The 16870-nt window shown below is 66.4% G+C and carries 18 protein-coding genes; 14 read left to right on the forward strand and 4 right to left on the reverse strand.

The window, feature by feature from the left end:
* Positions 1 to 44: 44 nt before the first annotated feature.
* The 10 genes from ftsZ (at position 45) to dnaE (ending at position 10611) form a co-directional block, all read left to right on the forward strand.
* Positions 45 to 1259, forward strand: coding sequence for a cell division protein FtsZ (gene ftsZ / locus NVV90_RS07830; protein ID WP_258440613.1), 1215 nt, complete (start codon positions 45 to 47; stop codon positions 1257 to 1259).
* 36 nt (positions 1260 to 1295) lie between these two features.
* The gene (locus NVV90_RS07835) at positions 1296 to 1991 is read left to right on the forward strand and encodes a polyphenol oxidase family protein (protein WP_258440614.1); all 696 of its coding nucleotides are present in this window, start codon (positions 1296 to 1298) and stop codon (positions 1989 to 1991) included.
* On the forward strand, positions 1984 to 2751 hold the full coding sequence (locus NVV90_RS07840) for a YggS family pyridoxal phosphate-dependent enzyme (protein WP_258440615.1): 768 nt from the start codon (positions 1984 to 1986) through the stop codon (positions 2749 to 2751). Before NVV90_RS07835 ends, NVV90_RS07840 begins: the two co-directional genes overlap by 8 nt.
* Positions 2752 to 2837: 86 nt before the next feature.
* Positions 2838 to 3371 (forward strand): cell division protein SepF, encoded by a 534-nt coding sequence (locus tag NVV90_RS07845; protein ID WP_258440616.1) that lies wholly within the window; start codon positions 2838 to 2840, stop codon positions 3369 to 3371.
* A 105-nt stretch (positions 3372 to 3476) separates the two neighbouring features.
* On the forward strand, positions 3477 to 3764 hold the full coding sequence (locus tag NVV90_RS07850; RefSeq protein WP_258440617.1) for a YggT family protein: 288 nt from the start codon (positions 3477 to 3479) through the stop codon (positions 3762 to 3764).
* A gap of 172 nt (positions 3765 to 3936) precedes the next feature.
* Positions 3937 to 4629, forward strand: coding sequence for a DivIVA domain-containing protein (locus tag NVV90_RS07855; protein WP_258440618.1), 693 nt, complete (start codon positions 3937 to 3939; stop codon positions 4627 to 4629).
* Positions 4630 to 4729: 100 nt separating this feature from the next.
* Positions 4730 to 5332 carry a signal peptidase II gene (lspA, locus tag NVV90_RS07860; RefSeq protein ID WP_258440619.1) on the forward strand — a complete coding sequence of 201 codons (603 nt, stop codon included), beginning with the start codon at positions 4730 to 4732 and terminating at the stop codon, positions 5330 to 5332.
* Positions 5325 to 6251: an RluA family pseudouridine synthase gene (locus NVV90_RS07865; RefSeq protein ID WP_258440620.1), complete on the forward strand. Its 927-nt coding sequence runs from the start codon at positions 5325 to 5327 to the stop codon at positions 6249 to 6251. Before lspA ends, NVV90_RS07865 begins: the two co-directional genes overlap by 8 nt.
* 152 nt (positions 6252 to 6403) lie before the next feature.
* Positions 6404 to 6994, forward strand: coding sequence for a hypothetical protein (locus tag NVV90_RS07870; protein WP_258440621.1), 591 nt, complete (start codon positions 6404 to 6406; stop codon positions 6992 to 6994).
* A gap of 59 nt (positions 6995 to 7053) precedes the next feature.
* Positions 7054 to 10611 carry a DNA polymerase III subunit alpha gene (dnaE, locus tag NVV90_RS07875; RefSeq protein ID WP_258440622.1) on the forward strand — a complete coding sequence of 1186 codons (3558 nt, stop codon included), beginning with the start codon at positions 7054 to 7056 and terminating at the stop codon, positions 10609 to 10611.
* Between the two features lie 65 nt (positions 10612 to 10676).
* Here dnaE and NVV90_RS07880 read toward each other — a convergent pair whose 3' ends face one another.
* Positions 10677 to 11135, reverse strand: coding sequence for a flavin reductase family protein (locus NVV90_RS07880; RefSeq protein WP_258441106.1), 459 nt, complete (start codon positions 11133 to 11135; stop codon positions 10677 to 10679).
* 155 nt (positions 11136 to 11290) lie between these two features.
* Between NVV90_RS07880 and NVV90_RS07885 the strand changes: the two genes are divergently transcribed.
* The 3 genes from NVV90_RS07885 (at position 11291) to nrdR (ending at position 13952) form a co-directional block, all read left to right on the forward strand.
* Positions 11291 to 11842: a hypothetical protein gene (locus NVV90_RS07885; RefSeq protein WP_258440623.1), complete on the forward strand. Its 552-nt coding sequence runs from the start codon at positions 11291 to 11293 to the stop codon at positions 11840 to 11842.
* A 50-nt stretch (positions 11843 to 11892) separates the two neighbouring features.
* Positions 11893 to 13269, forward strand: coding sequence for a histidinol dehydrogenase (gene hisD, locus NVV90_RS07890; RefSeq protein ID WP_258440624.1), 1377 nt, complete (start codon positions 11893 to 11895; stop codon positions 13267 to 13269).
* Positions 13270 to 13433: 164 nt separating this feature from the next.
* Positions 13434 to 13952 (forward strand): transcriptional regulator NrdR, encoded by a 519-nt coding sequence (gene nrdR / locus NVV90_RS07895; protein ID WP_258440625.1) that lies wholly within the window; start codon positions 13434 to 13436, stop codon positions 13950 to 13952.
* 60 nt (positions 13953 to 14012) lie between these two features.
* Here the strand turns inward: nrdR and NVV90_RS07900 are convergent, their stop codons facing one another.
* The 3 genes from NVV90_RS07900 to map form a co-directional block, all read right to left on the reverse strand.
* Positions 14013 to 14798 carry an SDR family oxidoreductase gene (locus NVV90_RS07900; protein WP_258440626.1) on the reverse strand — a complete coding sequence of 262 codons (786 nt, stop codon included), beginning with the start codon at positions 14796 to 14798 and terminating at the stop codon, positions 14013 to 14015.
* 4 nt (positions 14799 to 14802) lie between these two features.
* Positions 14803 to 15606: a polyphosphate--glucose phosphotransferase gene (ppgK, locus tag NVV90_RS07905; RefSeq protein WP_309304103.1), complete on the reverse strand. Its 804-nt coding sequence runs from the start codon at positions 15604 to 15606 to the stop codon at positions 14803 to 14805.
* Between the two features lie 72 nt (positions 15607 to 15678).
* Complete coding sequence (gene map, locus NVV90_RS07910; protein WP_258440628.1) at positions 15679 to 16557, reverse strand: type I methionyl aminopeptidase; 879 nt, start codon at positions 16555 to 16557, stop codon at positions 15679 to 15681.
* 109 nt (positions 16558 to 16666) lie between these two features.
* Here map and NVV90_RS07915 point away from each other — a divergent pair, with 109 nt between their 5' ends.
* Positions 16667 to 16834 (forward strand): SPOR domain-containing protein, encoded by a 168-nt coding sequence (locus NVV90_RS07915; protein ID WP_258440629.1) that lies wholly within the window; start codon positions 16667 to 16669, stop codon positions 16832 to 16834.
* Positions 16835 to 16870 lie beyond the last annotated feature (36 nt).

Consider the following 16870-nt stretch of genomic DNA (forward strand, 5'->3'; position numbering starts at 1 on the left):
CTCGATCAGTTTCGCTAATAGGACACAAGCAAGGGGCACGAAACGTGGCAGCACCGCAGAACTACTTGGCCGTCATCAAGGTCGTCGGCATCGGCGGCGGTGGCGTGAACGCAGTCAACCGGATGATCGAAGTCGGCCTTCGCGGCGTCGAATTCATCGCGATCAACACCGACGCGCAGGCGCTGCTCATGAGTGATGCGGACGTCAAGCTCGACGTCGGACGCGAGCTCACCCGTGGCCTGGGCGCCGGCGCCAACCCGGAGGTCGGCAAGCAGGCTGCAGAGGACCACGCCGATGAGATCGAAGAAGTTCTGCGCGGCGCGGACATGGTCTTCGTCACCGCCGGCGAGGGTGGTGGCACCGGAACCGGTGGTGCCCCCGTCGTTGCGCGCATCGCCCGCTCCCTGGGTGCGCTGACCATCGGTGTTGTCACCCGTCCGTTCACCTTCGAAGGCCGCCGCCGTGCGGGCTCCGCGGAGGCCGGCATCGACGCCCTGCGCGACGAAGTCGACACGCTGATCGTCATCCCGAACGACCGGCTCCTGTCCATCAGCGACCGCAACGTCTCCGTCCTGGACGCTTTCCGCTCCGCTGACCAGGTGCTCCTCTCCGGCGTCCAGGGCATCACTGACCTCATCACCACACCGGGCCTGATCAACCTTGACTTCGCCGACGTCAAGTCGGTCATGCAGGGTGCAGGCTCCGCGCTCATGGGCATCGGCTCCGCCCGTGGCGAAGACCGCGCAGTGAAGGCCGCGGAACTGGCCATCGCGTCCCCGCTGCTCGAGGCTTCCATCGACGGTGCCCACGGTGTCCTGCTCTCCATCCAGGGCGGCTCCGACCTCGGACTGTTCGAAATCAACGAGGCCGCACGACTGGTCCAGGAAGTGGCCCACCCGGAGGCCAACATCATCTTCGGTGCCGTCATTGACGACGCCCTGGGTGACGAGGCCCGTGTCACCGTCATTGCCGCCGGCTTCGACGACGTCAAGGCCACCTCGCCGTCCATGGACCAGTCGCGTCCCGCGGTTGCGCCGGTTGAACGCGCGGTTGCTCCGGCATCCGCCCCGGCACACGCCGCCGCACCGCACCACGTCCCCGCCAGCATCGGCGCCTCGGGCCTGAGCAACTGGGGCCAGCAGCGCCCCTCCGCCCTGCCTGCGGACTCCGGCTTCGACGTCGACCTTCCCGCCGTGGTGGAGCCGGACCTGTCCGGCAGCCGCACCGACGACCTCGACGTCCCGGACTTCCTGAAGTAGGAAGTCCTCCGCAAAGTTCAGGAGACGCAGTTACCGGTGTTTTGGTGGCGGAATGAAGTGCGGCCGGGCGTATCGCTCGCCTTCACCGACGCGGGCGCCGGCAATCTGGCCCTGCACGTGGGAGATGACCCCGAAGAAGTGATGGCCCGCCGGGCCGCGCTGGAAACAGCAGCGGGGCTCGGCGGCCGGTATTTCCAGTACATGGACCAGGTCCACGGCAACACGGTGGAATTCATTGACGCCCTGGGTCCCGGCCCCACCGCCGACGCCATGGTCTCCGACGGCCAGCCCCTCGCCGTCATGGTGGCCGACTGCGTTCCCGTGGTGTTGCTGGGTGAAGGCCCCGCCCCGGACAAGCCCATCCTGGCCGTGGCCCACGCCGGCCGCCCCGGCGTAGCCTCGCGCGTGGTTCCGGCAACCGTGGCGGAGATGCGGCTCCGCGGAGCCACGGGCATCCGCGCCTGGATCGGCCCCTCCGTGTGCGGCGCCTGCTACGAGGTCCCCGCGGACATGCGAGCCGCAGTCGCCATGATTGAGCCGGCCACCTGGTCGGAGACGTCCTGGGGAACCCCCGGCCTCGATCTCCCCGCAGGCGTCCGGGCACAATTGGCGGCTGTTGACGTGGACCTTGCCTATTCCGGCGAATGCACACTGGAAAACGACTCACTTTTCTCCTACCGGCGCGATCCGCAGAGCGGTCGATTCGCAGGTTTGGTATGGACGCATGACTGATCACCCCCACCCCGCAGCCCAGGACGCCGCCGGCGACGCCCGTCCTGTCGACCAGCGCAGCGCAGTGCTCCGGGAACGGCTGGCGGCCGTGCGCCACCGCATCAGTGCGGCCACCTTGGCTGCGGGACGCATCGATGAGCCCCTCCTGGTCGTCGTCACCAAGTTCCATCCCGCAGCGGATGTCCGCCGTCTCGTGGCCCTTGGGGTTGCCGACGTCGGCGAGAACCGAGACCAGGAGGCGTCTGCCAAGGCGGCGGAGCTCAGCGGCCTGGATGTCCGCTGGCATTTCATCGGCCAGCTTCAGAGCAACAAGGCCAAATCCGTGGTCAAGTACGCGCATTCGGTGCAGTCCGTCGACCGCCTCCAGCTCGCCGATGCCCTCGCCAAGGCTGTGGCGCGCGAACAGGACGCAACAGGGCGGCCGGACCTGGACTGCTACATCCAGGTGAGCCTCGAAGACGACGGCGGTGAGCACCGCGGCGGGGCCGCTCCTGACGAGCTCGGATTGTTGGCGGAACGGATCGAATCGGCCGCGGGCCTTCACCTTGCCGGTGTCATGGCCGTAGCGCCCCTCGGTGCCCACCCCGAAGCGGCCTTCGAACGGCTCGCCCGGATATCGGCGGCCCTGCGCGCCAATCACCCGGCCGCCGTCGGGGTCTCCGCCGGCATGAGCCAGGACCTTGAAGCGGCGATCAAATTCGGGGCGACACACCTGAGGATCGGATCCGATATTCTCGGTTCAAGGCCGGCCGTGCGGTAGCGTCAAAGTATTGGAACGACGGGCCGGGATTCCAACAACGTCAAGTCATGGCGGCCCGCCTACTGCAGACACGATAGGAGTCCACCATGGCTGGCGCTTTGCGCAAGACAATGATCTATCTTGGGCTGGCCGACGGCGAGGACCACTACGAGTCTGAGCCCCACGCAGCGCACAAGGACGAGGACCACTCCGAGGACCGTGAGCGTGAAGAACGCCGTGCTCCTGCCCCCGTCCGGGAAGTTGTCCGTGAAGTACCCCATCTTGTCGCCGAAGAGGAATACCGCGCACCCGTGACACCCATCAAGCGTGCGGCAGCAAGCCGCGAAGACGTCTCTGGCCTGAGGCAGATTACCACCGTCCACCCCCGCTCCTACAACGATGCCAAGATCATCGGCGAGAGCTTCCGCGACGGCATCCCCGTCATCATGAACGTGACAGACATGGGGGAAGCGGACGCCAAGCGGCTCGTCGACTTCTCCGCCGGCCTGGTGTTCGGCCTGCACGGCAGCATCGAACGCGTGACGAACAAGGTCTTCCTGCTCTCGCCGTCGTACGTTGAGGTCATCGGGGACGACAAGAAGGCCAGCGAAACGCAGGCCAGCTTCTTCAACCAGAGCTGACAACAGAATTTCCAGATGCCAGGCGGGTCAACCGGCCTGGCATCTGTGTTGCAATAATAGGGACCGAGCAACAATCCAAAACAAGTGGGAGATCTGAGCTAACTCGTGGGCATTGTTTTCGGCCTTATCCATATAGCGCTGCTGCTGTTTTTCATCACTCTGATCATCAGGCTTGTCTTTGAGTGGGTCCAGATGTTCGCCCGGCAGTGGCGGCCGCGCGGCGCCGCGCTGGTCACCGCGCATGTTGTGTATTCGGTCACTGATCCGCCGATCAAGCGGTTGCGGCGGCTGGTGCCGCCCCTGCAGCTGGGTGGTGTCTCCCTCGACCTCGGCTTCCTGATCCTGTTCATAGTCGTCTACATCCTGATGGCCGTGACACTTGGCTTGACATAGATTTTCCCGCGAAGCGGGGCCCGGGGAACGGCAGCGTTCCCACTGGTCCAGGCCCGTGAATTCTCCAATCCAACACGATGGTGTTGAATTGGAGGAACCAGACGATATTTAGGTACCGTAGTTTTGAACGGCCGGAAGGCCTACTGACTAACTAGACCAATGAGGTGACCAGATGGCTTTGACGCCAGAAGACGTTGTCAACAAGCGCTTTCAGCCGACCAAGTTCCGCGAAGGCTACGACCAGGATGAGGTAGACGACTTCCTCGACGAGATCGTCGTCGAACTCCGTCGCCTGAACCAGGAAAACGACGAGCTCCGCAAGAAGCTGGGCGAGAGCGGTGCCGCCGTGCCCGCAGCCACTGCCGCAGCCCCCGTGGTCGAAAAGGTTCCTGCCCCCGTCAAGGTTGACAAGGAAGCCGAAGCAAAGGCCGAGGCCGAAGCCAAGGCTGCCGCCGCTGCCAAGGCAAAGGAAGCCGAGAAGGCTGCAGCCGCAGCCGCTCCGGCCCCCGCAGCCGCCGCGGGTGTCACCCCCTCTGCCGAATCCGCTGCAGGCCTGCTGGCCATGGCCCAGCAGATGCACGACAAGCACGTCGCAGACGGTGCCCAGCAGAAGGACAAGATCATCGCCGAGGCACAGATCGAGGCCTCCAGCCTGGTCAACGATGCCCAGGAGAAGTCCCGCAAGATCCTCGGCGCCCTGGAGCAGCAGCGCTCCGTCCTGGAACGCAAGGTGGAGCAGCTCCGCGGCTTCGAGCGTGACTACCGCTCGCGCCTCAAGGCCTACATCGAAGGCCAGCTGCGCGATCTTGACGCCCGTGGCTCCGTTGCCGCCCCCGAGGTCGGCGAAGCGACTGCTGACGTCTAAGCAAGTATTCTAAAGGCCGGTGGCTGAGGACTCCTCGGCCGCCGGCCTTTGCTGTTAACGCCTAGTCAGCAGCCCGCCACGGTTCCCGAATGAAAGCACTATGACCGACGAACACACGGACGGCACCACACTGCCGGCCCCCATAGTCCGCCACACCTGGCGCCCGGCCATGCTCTGGCTGTTTGCCGGTTTTGCCGTCTTTGCCTACGCCTTCGACCAGCTGACCAAGCTTTGGGTCACCAGCACCATGGTGGAGGGCGAGCGCATTCCCGTACTCCCGCCCCTGCTGCACTGGTACTTCATCCGCAACTCGGGAGCGGCCTTCTCCATCGGCGAGAACGTCACCTGGGTCTTCTCGATCATCATGGCGGGCGTGTCCGTGGCCATCCTCTTCCAGCTCCGCCGCCTTGGTTCGGCCTGGTGGGCCCTCTCCCTGGGTCTCCTGCTCGGCGGCGCCCTGGGCAACCTAACGGACCGCCTCTTCCGGGAACCGTCCTTCGCCATGGGACATGTGGTGGATTTCATCCAACTGCCCAACTTCGCGATCTTCAACATCGCCGATTCCGCCGTCGTTTCCGGTGTGGTGATCATCTGCCTGCTGACGCTGCGGGGGATCGGCCTGGACGGCTCGCGCCAGCAGCCGGCAGCCAAGGCCGGCAAGCCGGCGGCTGCCGCAAACACAGAGGAGGCCGCCGGTGAGTGAGTCCGTTGCAGTTCCCGAGGAACTCGGCGGGACACGGGCCGACGCCGGCCTGGCCAAGCTCCTGGACATTTCCCGCTCCGCCGCCGCACTGCTGATCTCGGAAGGCAACGTCACTTGCGCCGGCACCGCCCTTGGCAAGTCCGCCAAGCTGGTGGCCGGCACCATGCTGGACGTCACCATTCCCGAACGGCGGGACCCCCTTGAAGTCGTGGAGGAAGTTGTGGAAGGCCTGAAGATCCTGCTGGACGACGAGGATTTCGTTGTCATTGACAAGCCCGTAGGCGTGGCGGCCCACCCCTCGCCGGGTTGGGTGGGGCCCACCGTGGTGGGCGGCCTGGCCGGTGCCGGGTACCGGATCTCGACGTCGGGCGCCGCGGAGCGCGCAGGGATCGTGCACCGGCTCGACGTCGGCACCTCCGGTGTGATGGTGGTGGCCAAGACCGAGCACGCCTACACAATCCTCAAGCGTGCCTTCAAGGAACGCACGGTGGACAAGGTCTACCACGCCGTGGTCCAGGGCCTGCCCGAGCCGCTGGAAGGCACCATTGACGCCCCCATCGGCCGCCATCCCGGCCACGACTGGCGCTTCGCCGTGATCGAGGACGGGCGCCCTTCGGTCACGCACTACGAGGTCCTTGAGGCCTTCGGCAAGGCAACCCTGGTGGAGGTGCACCTGGAGACGGGCCGCACGCATCAGATCCGCGTGCACTTCTCGGCCCTGCGCCACCCCTGTGCCGGCGACCTCACCTATGGGGCGGACCCGCGCCTGGCCGCCAACCTGGGGCTGACCCGGCAGTGGCTGCACGCCCGCCAGCTTGGCTTCACCCACCCGCGCACCGGCGACTGGGTGGAAGTCACCAGCGACTACCCGGCAGACCTGCAGTACGCTCTGGACCTGCTAGCCAGCGGGGACGCCTGAGACGTCCGGTTCACCGCACACCGTTGACGCCGCCCGCGGCCGGGGTTAGCGTTTTGGCACCACCGGCACGCTGATTCATTGGCTCATCGACTCACCAGCTCACCAGCTCATCAGTGCATCAGGACACCAGCCGGCATGGCAGGAGGCATGAGGTGCGCGGAGTCCGGAGCGAAACGCTCAACAGGCCGCCCGCGGCCGTCGTCGCCGGGGCCGTGCTCTGGTTTGTGGGAGTCTCGCCGGCCCAGCGCGTGTACCTCACGCAGGACCCCGCCGCCCGCCTGGCGATCCTCGAAAAATCCGGCTGGCGCTGGGTTGCCGGGCAGCACCTGACGGCGGTGGGAACCGCCGTCGTTCCAGTGGCTTTCGCCGGGCTTGCCGCGGGGCTGCCCCACGGAAAGGCGCGGAAGCTTGCGGGCCTCGCAGCCGCTTCGCTGCTGGCCGGGGCACCCCTGTTCGTGTGGTGCCTGGCCGACAGGGCCAGTGATCTTGAGCGCTTCGCCTACCGCCGGGGTGCCTCATGGCCCTTCCTGACGTACTCCTGGCTCCACGTTGCCGGACTGGCGGCCCTGGCAGGGGCACTTGCGTGCCTGCCGGCCCCGCGCGGGGCCGTGGTCGCGGCGGCGGCCTCTGCGCCCGTTTTCGGCACCGTCCTGGCGGCCAACAAGGACATCCCGCCCTTCGTGTTCTACGCCGTCGAGGCCGGAGTTGCGGCATCGCTGCTCCGGCGGCAAGCCGGGCAGTAACCCGGCCGCGGTCCGGGCAGGCGAAAGCCGTTCCGGCCCCGCGACGGTAGACTGTCGTGGTGACTTCCAGCAATGCCTCGTTCGTCCACCTGCACACCCACACCGAGTATTCAATGCTCGACGGCGCGGCCCGGCTCGGTGAGCTGTTCGACGAAACCGAGCGCCTCGGGATGCCCGCCCTCGCCACCACGGACCACGGCTACCTCTTCGGCGCCTTCGACTTCTGGAAGAAGGCCACGGACAAGGGGATCAAGCCGATCATCGGCATCGAAGCCTACGTGACCCCCGGGACGGCCCGTGGCGACAAGAGCCGTGTGCGCTGGGGCGACGAAAGCCAACGCAAGGATGACGTCTCCGGCGGTGGCTCCTACACCCACATGACCCTGCTGAGCTACAACAACGCCGGCATGCGGAACCTCTTCAGGGCCTCGTCCATTGCCTCGCTGGACGCCGTATTCGGCAAATGGCCGCGCCTGGACCGGGAGCTGCTCAACACGCACTCCGAAGGCCTCATCGCGACCACGGGCTGCCCTTCGGGTGAAGTCCAGACCCGGCTCCGGCTGGGCCAGTACAAGGAGGCCGTGGCAGCCGCCGCCGAGTTCCGGGATATTTTCGGTGCCGAGAACTACTTCTGCGAACTCATGGACCATGGGCTGGACATCGAACGCCGCGTCACCGGCGATCTGCTGCGCCTGGCCAAGGAACTGAAGATCCCGCTGGTGGCCACCAACGACCTCCACTACACCCATGAGCACGACGCCAAGGCGCACGAGGCGCTGCTCGCCATCCAGTCCGGTTCCACCCTCCTGGAACCCACCTACGACAACGGCGGCTCCCGTTTCGCCTTCTCCGGCAGCGGCTACTACCTGAAGTCACCGCAGGAGATGCGCGAGCTGTTCCGGGACCACCCCGAAGCCTGCGACAACACCCTGCTCATCGCCGAGCGCTGTGAAGTCTCCTTCAACACCGGCGCCAACTACATGCCCCGCTTCCCCTGCCCGCCGGGGGAGGACGAAACCTCCTGGCTCGTCAAGGAAGTGGCCACCGGCCTGGAATACCGCTACCCCAACGGCATTCCGGACAAGGTCCGCAAACAGGCAGACTACGAACTCGACGTCATCACCTCGATGGGTTTCCCGGGCTACTTCCTGGTGGTGGCCGACTTCATCAACTGGGCCAAGAACAACGGCATCCGCGTGGGCCCGGGCCGCGGCTCCGGCGCCGGTTCCATGGTGGCCTACGCCATGCGCATCACCGACCTGGATCCGCTGGAGCACGGCCTCATCTTCGAGCGCTTCCTCAACCCGGACCGCGTCTCCATGCCCGACTTCGACGTCGACTTCGATGATCGCCGCCGCTCCGAAGTGATCGACTATGTCACCCGGAAATACGGCGACGAACGTGTTGCAATGATCGTCACGTACGGCACCATCAAGACCAAGCAGGCGCTCAAGGACTCCTCCCGCGTGCTGGGCTACCCGTTCAGCATGGGTGAAACCCTTACCAAGGCTCTGCCCCCCGCGGTGATGGCCAAGGACATTCCGCTGGCGGACATCCAGAACCCCGAGGCCAAGCGCTATTCCGAGGCCGGCGATTTCCGCCAGCTCATCGCCACGGACCCGGAAGCGGCCAAGGTCTTCGAGACCGCCCTAGGCATCGAGGGCCTGAAGCGGCAGTGGGGCGTGCACGCAGCCGGCGTCATCATGTCCTCGGACCCCATCATCGATGTCATTCCCGTCATGCGCCGCATCCAGGACGGGCAGGTCATCACCCAGTTCGACTACCCCACGAGTGAGGGCCTCGGCCTGATCAAGATGGACTTCCTGGGGCTGCGGAATCTCACGATCATTTCCGACGCCTTGGAAAACATCAAGATGAACCGCGGCACCGAGCTCGACCTGGAAGGCCTGGCGCTGGACGACGCCGCCTCCTACGAGCTGCTGGCCCGCGGCGACACCCTGGGCGTTTTCCAGCTCGACGGCGGTCCCATGCGGTCCCTCCTCAAGCTCATGAAGCCTGACAACTTCGAAGACATCTCCGCCGTGCTGGCCCTGTACCGGCCGGGCCCGATGGGTGCCAACGCACACACCGACTACGCCCTGCGCAAGAACAAGATCCAGGACGTCATTCCGATCCACCCGGAACTCGAGGAACCGCTCTCCGAGATCCTGGGCGGGACCTTCGGCCTGATCGTGTACCAGGAGCAGGTCATGGCCGTGGCGCAGAAGCTGGCCGGCTACTCCCTTGGCCAGGCAGACATCCTGCGCCGCGCCATGGGCAAGAAGAAGAAGTCCGAGCTGGACAAGCAGTTCGCCGGCTTCTCCCAGGGCATGCAGGACAACGGTTACTCCATGGCCGCTGTCAAGACGCTGTGGGACATCCTGCTTCCGTTCTCCGACTACGCCTTCAACAAGGCGCACTCGGCCGCATACGGCGTGATTTCCTACTGGACCGCGTACCTGAAGGCGCACTACGCCCCGGAGTACATGGCCGCCCTGCTCACTTCGGTGGGCGATGACAAGGACAAATCGGCCATCTACCTCAACGAGTGCCGGCGCATGGGCATCACCGTCCTGCCGCCGGACGTCAACGAGTCGGCCCTGAACTTCACCCCTGTGGGCGAAGATATCCGCTTCGGCATGGGGGCCATCCGCAACGTGGGCGTCAACGTGGTCGAAGCCATGGTGGCCGCCCGCGCCAGCGAGGGCGCCTACACCTCGTTCAAGGACTTCCTCATGAAGGTCCCGGCGGTGGTCTGCAACAAGCGCACCATCGAATCGCTCATCAAGGCCGGCGCGTTCGACTCCCTGGGCCATCACCGCCGCGCCCTGGCCATGATCCATGAAGAAGCGATCGACTCCGTCATCACGCTCAAGCGCAACGAGGCGATTGGCCAGTTCGACCTCTTCGCCGGCTTCGAGGACCAAGAGCCCGAGGCGTCCCTGACCACGGAGATCCCGGACCTTCCCGAGTGGGAGAAGAAGGACAAGCTGGCTTTCGAACGCGACATGCTGGGCCTCTACGTCTCCGACCACCCGCTGCAGGGCCTGGAAGGGCTGCTGAGCCAGCACTCGGACCAGTCCATCACCACGCTCATCGGCGAAGAAGGGCCCCACGACGGCGCGATCGTCACCATCGCGGGCATGATCACCTCGCTGAGCCGCAGGATCGCGAAGGCCAGCGGCAACGCCTATGCGCGCGCCGAAATCGAGGACCTGGGCGGCTCGATCGAAGTCATGTTCTTCGGCCAGGTCTACGGGCCCATCGCCTCGGTGCTGGCGGAGGACCTGATTGTCGTGGTCAAGGGACGCCTGCAAAGGCGCGACGACGGCGCCGTCACCCTGAACTGCATGGAGTTGTCCGTCCCCGACCTCAGCGAAGGCGTCAACGGGCCCCTGGTCATCACCCTTCCCACGCACAAGGCCACCGAGGCCGTAGTGACCGATCTCCGGGACGTGCTCCGCACGCACCGCGGCAACTCGGAAGTGCGCCTGCACCTGACGGGGGACACCAAGGTGGAGGTCATGGCGCTGCCGGTGCACCTGCGGGTCAACCCCACGCCCTCCTTGTTCGGCGACCTGAAGGTCCTGCTCGGCCCGGCCTGCCTGGACAACTAGGGCAGGGCCGGGCCAGCAGCCGGGCCGGGCCAGCAGCCGGGCCTGGCCCGACAGCCAGGGCCGGGCTAGATTTCGTAGTCGATCGGTGCCGGCTGGCTGTAGCCGCCGTCGTGGTACAGCAGGGGAGTGCCGTCGCCGCCGAGCTGTCCTTCGACCACCTCAACTACCACCACGGCGTTGTTCTCGAAGGACAGCCGCATCTGGATCTTGCCGATCAGCCAGCCCGTGACGTCCTTGAGGATCGGCACATCGTACGGCCCCGGCTCCCAGTGGTCGCCTTCGAAGCGGTCCCGAGTCCGGGCAAAGCGGTTGGCGAGTTCCTGGTTCTCCAGACCGAGCATGTGCACGCCGATGTACGTGGAGTTGGCCACGGCCGGCCAGGAGCTGGCGCTCCGCGCCATGTTGAAGGTGAAGCGCGGCGGATCGGCCGAGAGGGATGCCACCGAGGTGGCTGTGAAGCCGAAGGGCTTGCCGTTGAGATTGGCCGTAATGATGGCGACACCGGCGGCATGCCTCCTGAACATTTCCTTGAAGGTCCGTTCAAAGGCGGAGTTTTCCGGTGCCACGTTGCTCAATCTCCTGTATGACGACGCATTTCCACTTCTCTGCCCAGAGTATCCCCGGGCGGGCGCGGCCCCCTATTGTTGAGGGGCGGTAAAGGTTTGTTAATGTGAGGTGCATGACCCTGCCCGCATGGAACAGCCAGACCGATGCCGCACCCGACGGCGGCATCGCGCGCCAGGGCGGACGCCAGCTGAGCTGGCTGGCCCTCCCCGGCGCCTCCGGCGTGGTCCTGGGCCTCGCCTGGTGGCTGCTTGCCCCGGGCGGACTGAACCTGGTTTCCGGCAACCCGGAGCTGGCCGCGACGGCCAACCCGGAGTCGTGGCTGCCCCGCGACCTTGTCCTGGCGGGGCTGTTCCTCCTGGCCGGCTGCTCCACCGCCGTCCTCCTGGACGGCAAGAACCGGAAGCCCGACGCCCTGCGGCGCATCGTGCTCGCCATCGCCGGCGGGGCCCTGGGCGGCGTCATCGCCTGGCTGTCCGGACTGCTGGCGGCCCAATGGTGGGGGCCGGCCTTGGACCCCGCACTGGGCGCCGACGACGCGTTCTCCTTGCGGTCGTTCGCCGTGCTGTGCCTCTGGCCCGGATCCACTGCACTCGTCACGTTCCTGCTGAACCTGTGGTCCCTCATGACCGACAAGCCGGATCCCGGTGCCCCGGCCCGGCCGTAGCAATCCGCCGGTGAACCGCAGGCCCGGTGCGGGCACCGTAAAATGGGCCAGTGACCACTTCTTCGGATAACTCTGCCATCACCACCGCCCAGACACTGGACTTCCGCAGCCTGGACCTCCGCGGCCGCCGCCTGTCGCTGGCGGAACTGCGTGCCGCCGTCCCGCGGGCGCAGCATCAGACGATGGCCGACGCCGAGAGCAAGGTCCTGGACATCATCACGGCAGTGCGCTCCCGCGGCTTCGCGGCGCTGGGCGAACTGGCGCAGAGGTTCGACGGCGTGGAGCAGTCCCACCCGCGTGTTCCGGCCGCGGCGCTCGCCGGGGCGCTGGCGGAGCTTGACCCCGCTGTCCGTTCGGCCCTGGAAGAATCCATCAGCCGTGCCCGCCGCTTCGCCGAGGGGCAGCGCCCGGCAAATGTCGACGTCGAACTGGCGGACGGCGCCGTGGTGAGCCAGAACTGGATCCCGGTGGGCCGTGTGGGCCTGTACGTGCCCGGGGGCCTCGCGGTCTACCCGTCCTCCGTGATCATGAACGTGGTCCCTGCATTGGCCGCCGGCGTCGAGTCGATCGCCCTGGCCTCGCCGCCGCAAAAGGACTTCGGCGGCCTGCCCCACCCCACCATCCTTGCCGCCGCGGCGCTGCTGGGCATCGAGGAGGTCTACGCCATCGGAGGCGCCCAGGCCATTGCATCCTTCGCCTATGGTGTCCCCGGAACGGACGGTGAAGAGCCCATCGAGCCCGTGGACGTCGTCACCGGCCCGGGAAACATTTTCGTGGCCACCGCCAAGCGACTCGTCAAGGGCGTGGTGGGCATCGACTCCGAGGCCGGCACCACGGAGATCGCCATCCTGGCCGATGCCACGGCCCGCCCGGAACTCGTGGCTGCGGACCTCATCAGCCAGGCCGAACACGACCCCAAGGCGGCCTCGGTCCTCGTGACCGATTCCGCTGACCTTGCCGACGCCGTCGCCGTCGAACTTGCGCTGCAGGCCGCCACTACCAAGCACGGCGACCGCGTACGCGAGGCGCTGTCCGGACCGCAGTCCGGCGTGGTCCTGGTGGATGACCTCGAGCAGGGCATCGCCGTGTGCAACGCCTATGCGGCTGAGCACCTCGAGATCATGACGGCGGACGCGGCTGCCGTGGCCGCCCGGATCCGCAACGCCGGCGCCATTTTCGTGGGCGACTACAGCCCCGTCAGTCTGGGCGACTACTGTGCAGGCTCCAACCACGTCCTGCCGACCAGCGGCACGGCAGCGTTCTCCTCCGGCCTGAACGTCACCACGTTCCTGCGCGCGGTCCAGCTGATCAACTACAGCAGGGCAGCGCTTGAGCAGGTCAGCAGCCACATCGTAAGCCTGTCCCGTGCGGAGGACCTGCCCGGCCATGGTGACGCTGTCACCATCCGCTTCGCCAGCGAAGGCTGACCACTACATCTATGGGTGCCCAGCACTACATGTAGTAATGACAAGCTTGTCATTACCGCAGTTGCGGACGTAAACTGGTGCCGGAAGCAAAACTTCCGGCACCAGTTGCGTTCCCGCCCGCCGGGCGCGCCCAGGTCTGCCGGAGCCGATCAGGGAGGCCCGACGTGTATTGTCCGTTCTGCCGTAACCCTGACTCCCGCGTCGTGGACAGCCGCATGGCCGACGACGGATCCTCCATCCGCCGCCGCCGGCAGTGCCCGGAATGCGGCCGCCGCTTCACCACTGTGGAAACCACCAGCCTCTCGGTCGTCAAGCGCTCAGGCGTGGGCGAACCGTTCAGCCGGATCAAGGTCATCAACGGCGTGCGCAAGGCCTGCCAGGGGCGGCCTGTCACGGAAGACGACCTCGCGATGCTGGCCCAGGAAGTCGAAGAGGTCATCCGCTCCAACGGCGCCGCCGAAATCAAGGCCCACGACGTTGGCCTGGCCATCCTCGGCCCGCTCCGGAAGCTTGATGAAGTGGCCTACCTTCGCTTCGCCAGCGTCTACCAGGCCTTCGAGTCCCTGGAGGACTTCGAGTCCGCCATTTCGCTCCTGCGCCACGAGGCCCAAGCCCAGGCCCAGGTCAAGGACGGCGTCGGACGGGAAGTCCAGGCCCAAGGCTCCGGAAAGAGCCAGCTCTAGCTCCGGTGGCGGCTGCGAAGGGGAAGTCGCAGCCTCCACCGGCCCCAAACGCCACAGGGTTTACCTGCCGCCCGAAACCGGCAGCACCGCTCCGGTGATGTAACCGGCGTCCTCCGAAAGCAGCCACATGACCGCTGCGGCGATTTCCTCAGGTTCGGCTCCGCGGCCCATCGGGATACCCGGATTGAGCCGCTCCACCCGGTCGGGCATCCCCGCAGCCGCGTGCAGCCCGGTGTTCGTGCTCCCGGGTGCCACGGCGTTGACCCGGATTCCCTGCTTGGCCACTTCGGCCGCCAGCCCGGTGGTCAGGACGTCCACTGCGCCCTTGCTCGCCGCGTAGTGCACCCAGGTGCCCGGTGAGCCGGCCTTGGTCGCCGTGGAGGAAATGTTGACTATGGATCCGCCGGGGCCGCCCTGCTCGGTCGACAGGCGGCGGACGGCCTCCTGGCACATGAAGATCATGCCCGCCACATTGACGTCGATCACGCGCTGCACGGTATGGCTCGGTACCTCCACGAGGGTGCCGATGAGGTCGCCGGTCACGGCAGCATTGTTGATGACGGCGGTGACCGTCCCCAGTTCCGAGGCAGACTCAAACAGCCGCCCTACGTCCACGGGCTTGCTGACATCCGCGCGTATTGTGACGGCGGTGCCGCCCTCACGGGTGATGTTGCCTGCCACCGCTGTCGCGCCGTCGGCGTCGGCCGAATAGTTGACGACGACGGCGTAGCCGGCGCGGGCTGCGCTCCTGGCGATGGCCGCCCCGATGCCGCGGCTCGCCCCGGTGACAATCGCCACCGGGGCGGCCGGAACGGCCGGTACGGAATCGGGGCCGGGGCGGTTCAAACCGCTACTTGGCCAGTTTGTGGTGCAGGGCGACTTCGAGTGCGGCGCCCACGATGCCGGCGTCGTTCTTCAGCTCTGCAGTGACGATCTTGGTTCGCAGCTCCAGGTGCGGGAAGTATTCGTCCGAGCGCTTGGAGATTCCTCCGCCGATGATGAAGAGCTCCGGGGAGAAGAGGAACTCCACGTGCTGGAGGTACCGGTTCAGGAGTACGCCGTACTCGTCCCAGCTCAGCTCATCGCGTTCCCGGGCGACGGCGGAGGCCTTGGTTTCGGCGTCGTGCCCGTCCACCTCGAGGTGGCCGAGCTCGGCGTTGGGGACGAGCTGGCCGTTGAAGATGAACGCCGAGCCGATGCCGGTGCCGAGGGTGATGACCAGGACGGTACCGTCCACGCCTTCGCCGGCACCGTAGCGGGCCTCGGCCAGGCCGGCGGCATCGGCGTCGTTGATGACCTCAACGGGGCGGCCGAGACGCTTGCTGAGGACGGCGTCGATGTCGGTTTCCAGCCAGGACTTGTCCACGTTGGCGGCCGAGTGGACCACGCCATGCTGGATGATGCCGGGGAAGGTGACGCCGATCGGCGAACCTTCGGCAGGGGCCTCCGGGCGGCCTGAGAGCTCCTCCACGATCTGGGCAACAACGTCGGCAATGGCCTCGGGGGTGGCAGGCTGCGGCGTGGGGATGCGGAAGCGGTCTCCGAGCAGCTTGCCCTTCTTGAGGTCGACGATGCCGCCCTTGATGCCGGTTCCGCCGATGTCGATGCCGATCAGCGGGGCGTTCTTGTGGGTCTTCTCGTCCTTCTTGGTCAAGTCATTTCCGTTCATGGCAGGAGGGGTGGGCATGGCGCAGCCCCGGTGGCTGCAGGCGACCTTCCGGAGTGCTTAGGGGAGGGTCAGGATTTCGGCGCCGGTCTCGGTGACCAGCAGCGTGTGTTCGAACTGTGCCGTGCGCTTGTGGTCGCGGGTGACCACGGTCCAGTCGTCCGCCCACATGTCCCACTCGATGGTACCGAGCGTGAGCATGGGCTCAATGGTGAAGACCATGCCGGCTTCGATCACCGTGTTGTAGGCCGGGGCGGCGTCGTAGTGCGGGATGATGAGGCCGGTGTGGAAGGCCTCTCCCACTCCGTGGCCGGTGAAGTCCCGGACCACGCCGTAGCCGAAGCGCTTGGCGTAGGACTGGATGGCACGGCCGATCACATTGATTTCGCGGCCCGGGGCCACGGCCTTGATGGCGCGGTTGAGCGACTCCTGCGTACGCTCAACCAGCAGACGGGACTCTTCGTCCACGTCCCCCACCAGGAAGGTGTAGTTGGTGTCTCCGTGCACGCCGCCGATGAACGCCGTGATGTCGATGTTCAGGATGTCGCCGTCCTGGACAACCGTGGAGTCGGGGATGCCGTGGCAGATCACTTCATTGAGCGAGGAACACAGGGACTTGGGGAAGCCCCGATAGCCCAGGGTGGAGGGGTAGGCCTGGTGGTCCAGGAGGAACTCGTGGCCGATCTTGTCCAGCTGGTCCGTGGTGACGCCGGGCTGGATGTGCTTGCCGACTTCCACGATGGCCTGGGCCGCGATCCTGCTTGCGATGCGGATGCGCTCGATGGTGTCCGCGGATTTGATCTCGGAGCCCGTGAACTTCGCGGGAGCCTTCTTGCCCACGTATTCGGGGCGGGGGATCGACGCCGGTACGGGCAGCTCGGGGCTGACGGTTCCTTGTGTGAGCGTGCCGATGGGTGCAGTCGAAGCGAGAGAAGGCATAGATTGATCATATAAGGCACCCACGAGACGCAAGTAACAAAAGCCCGGCATTGGCCGGTGAGCCTGCCTACGTTACGCGGAGGCGTGGCCCACGCACCGAGGAGGAAACGTGACGGAGTTCTGGTACAACGTCAGGACCCATGAGATCGAAGAGGACGCCATGTCCGACTGGACGCAGCTGATCGGGCCGTACAAGACGCGCGAGGAAGCCGAGCACGCCCTGGAAAAGGTCAAGGCGCGCAACGACGCGTGGGACAAGCAGGACGACCAAGACTGACGCGCGAGGGGCCCCTGGCGAGCTTGCGAGCTTGGG

The sequence above is a fragment of the Arthrobacter sp. CJ23 genome (assembly GCF_024741795.1).
GTDB lineage: Bacteria > Actinomycetota > Actinomycetes > Actinomycetales > Micrococcaceae > Arthrobacter.

Bases quoted from the DNA above. Each gene is read 5' to 3' on its own strand.
- NVV90_RS07840 (WP_258440615.1), top strand. From the start codon at position 1,984: ATGACTGATCACCCCCACCCCGCAGCCCAGGACGCCGCCGGCGACGCC.
- NVV90_RS07845 (WP_258440616.1), top strand. From the start codon at position 2,838: ATGGCTGGCGCTTTGCGCAAGACAATGATCTATCTTGGGCTGGCCGAC.
- NVV90_RS07855 (WP_258440618.1), top strand. From the start codon at position 3,937: ATGGCTTTGACGCCAGAAGACGTTGTCAACAAGCGCTTTCAGCCGACC.
- lspA (WP_258440619.1), top strand. From the start codon at position 4,730: ATGACCGACGAACACACGGACGGCACCACACTGCCGGCCCCCATAGTC.
- NVV90_RS07880 (WP_258441106.1), bottom strand. From the start codon at position 11,135: ATGTTCAGGAGGCATGCCGCCGGTGTCGCCATCATTACGGCCAATCTC.
- NVV90_RS07885 (WP_258440623.1), top strand. From the start codon at position 11,291: ATGACCCTGCCCGCATGGAACAGCCAGACCGATGCCGCACCCGACGGC.
- map (WP_258440628.1), bottom strand. From the start codon at position 16,557: ATGCCTTCTCTCGCTTCGACTGCACCCATCGGCACGCTCACACAAGGA.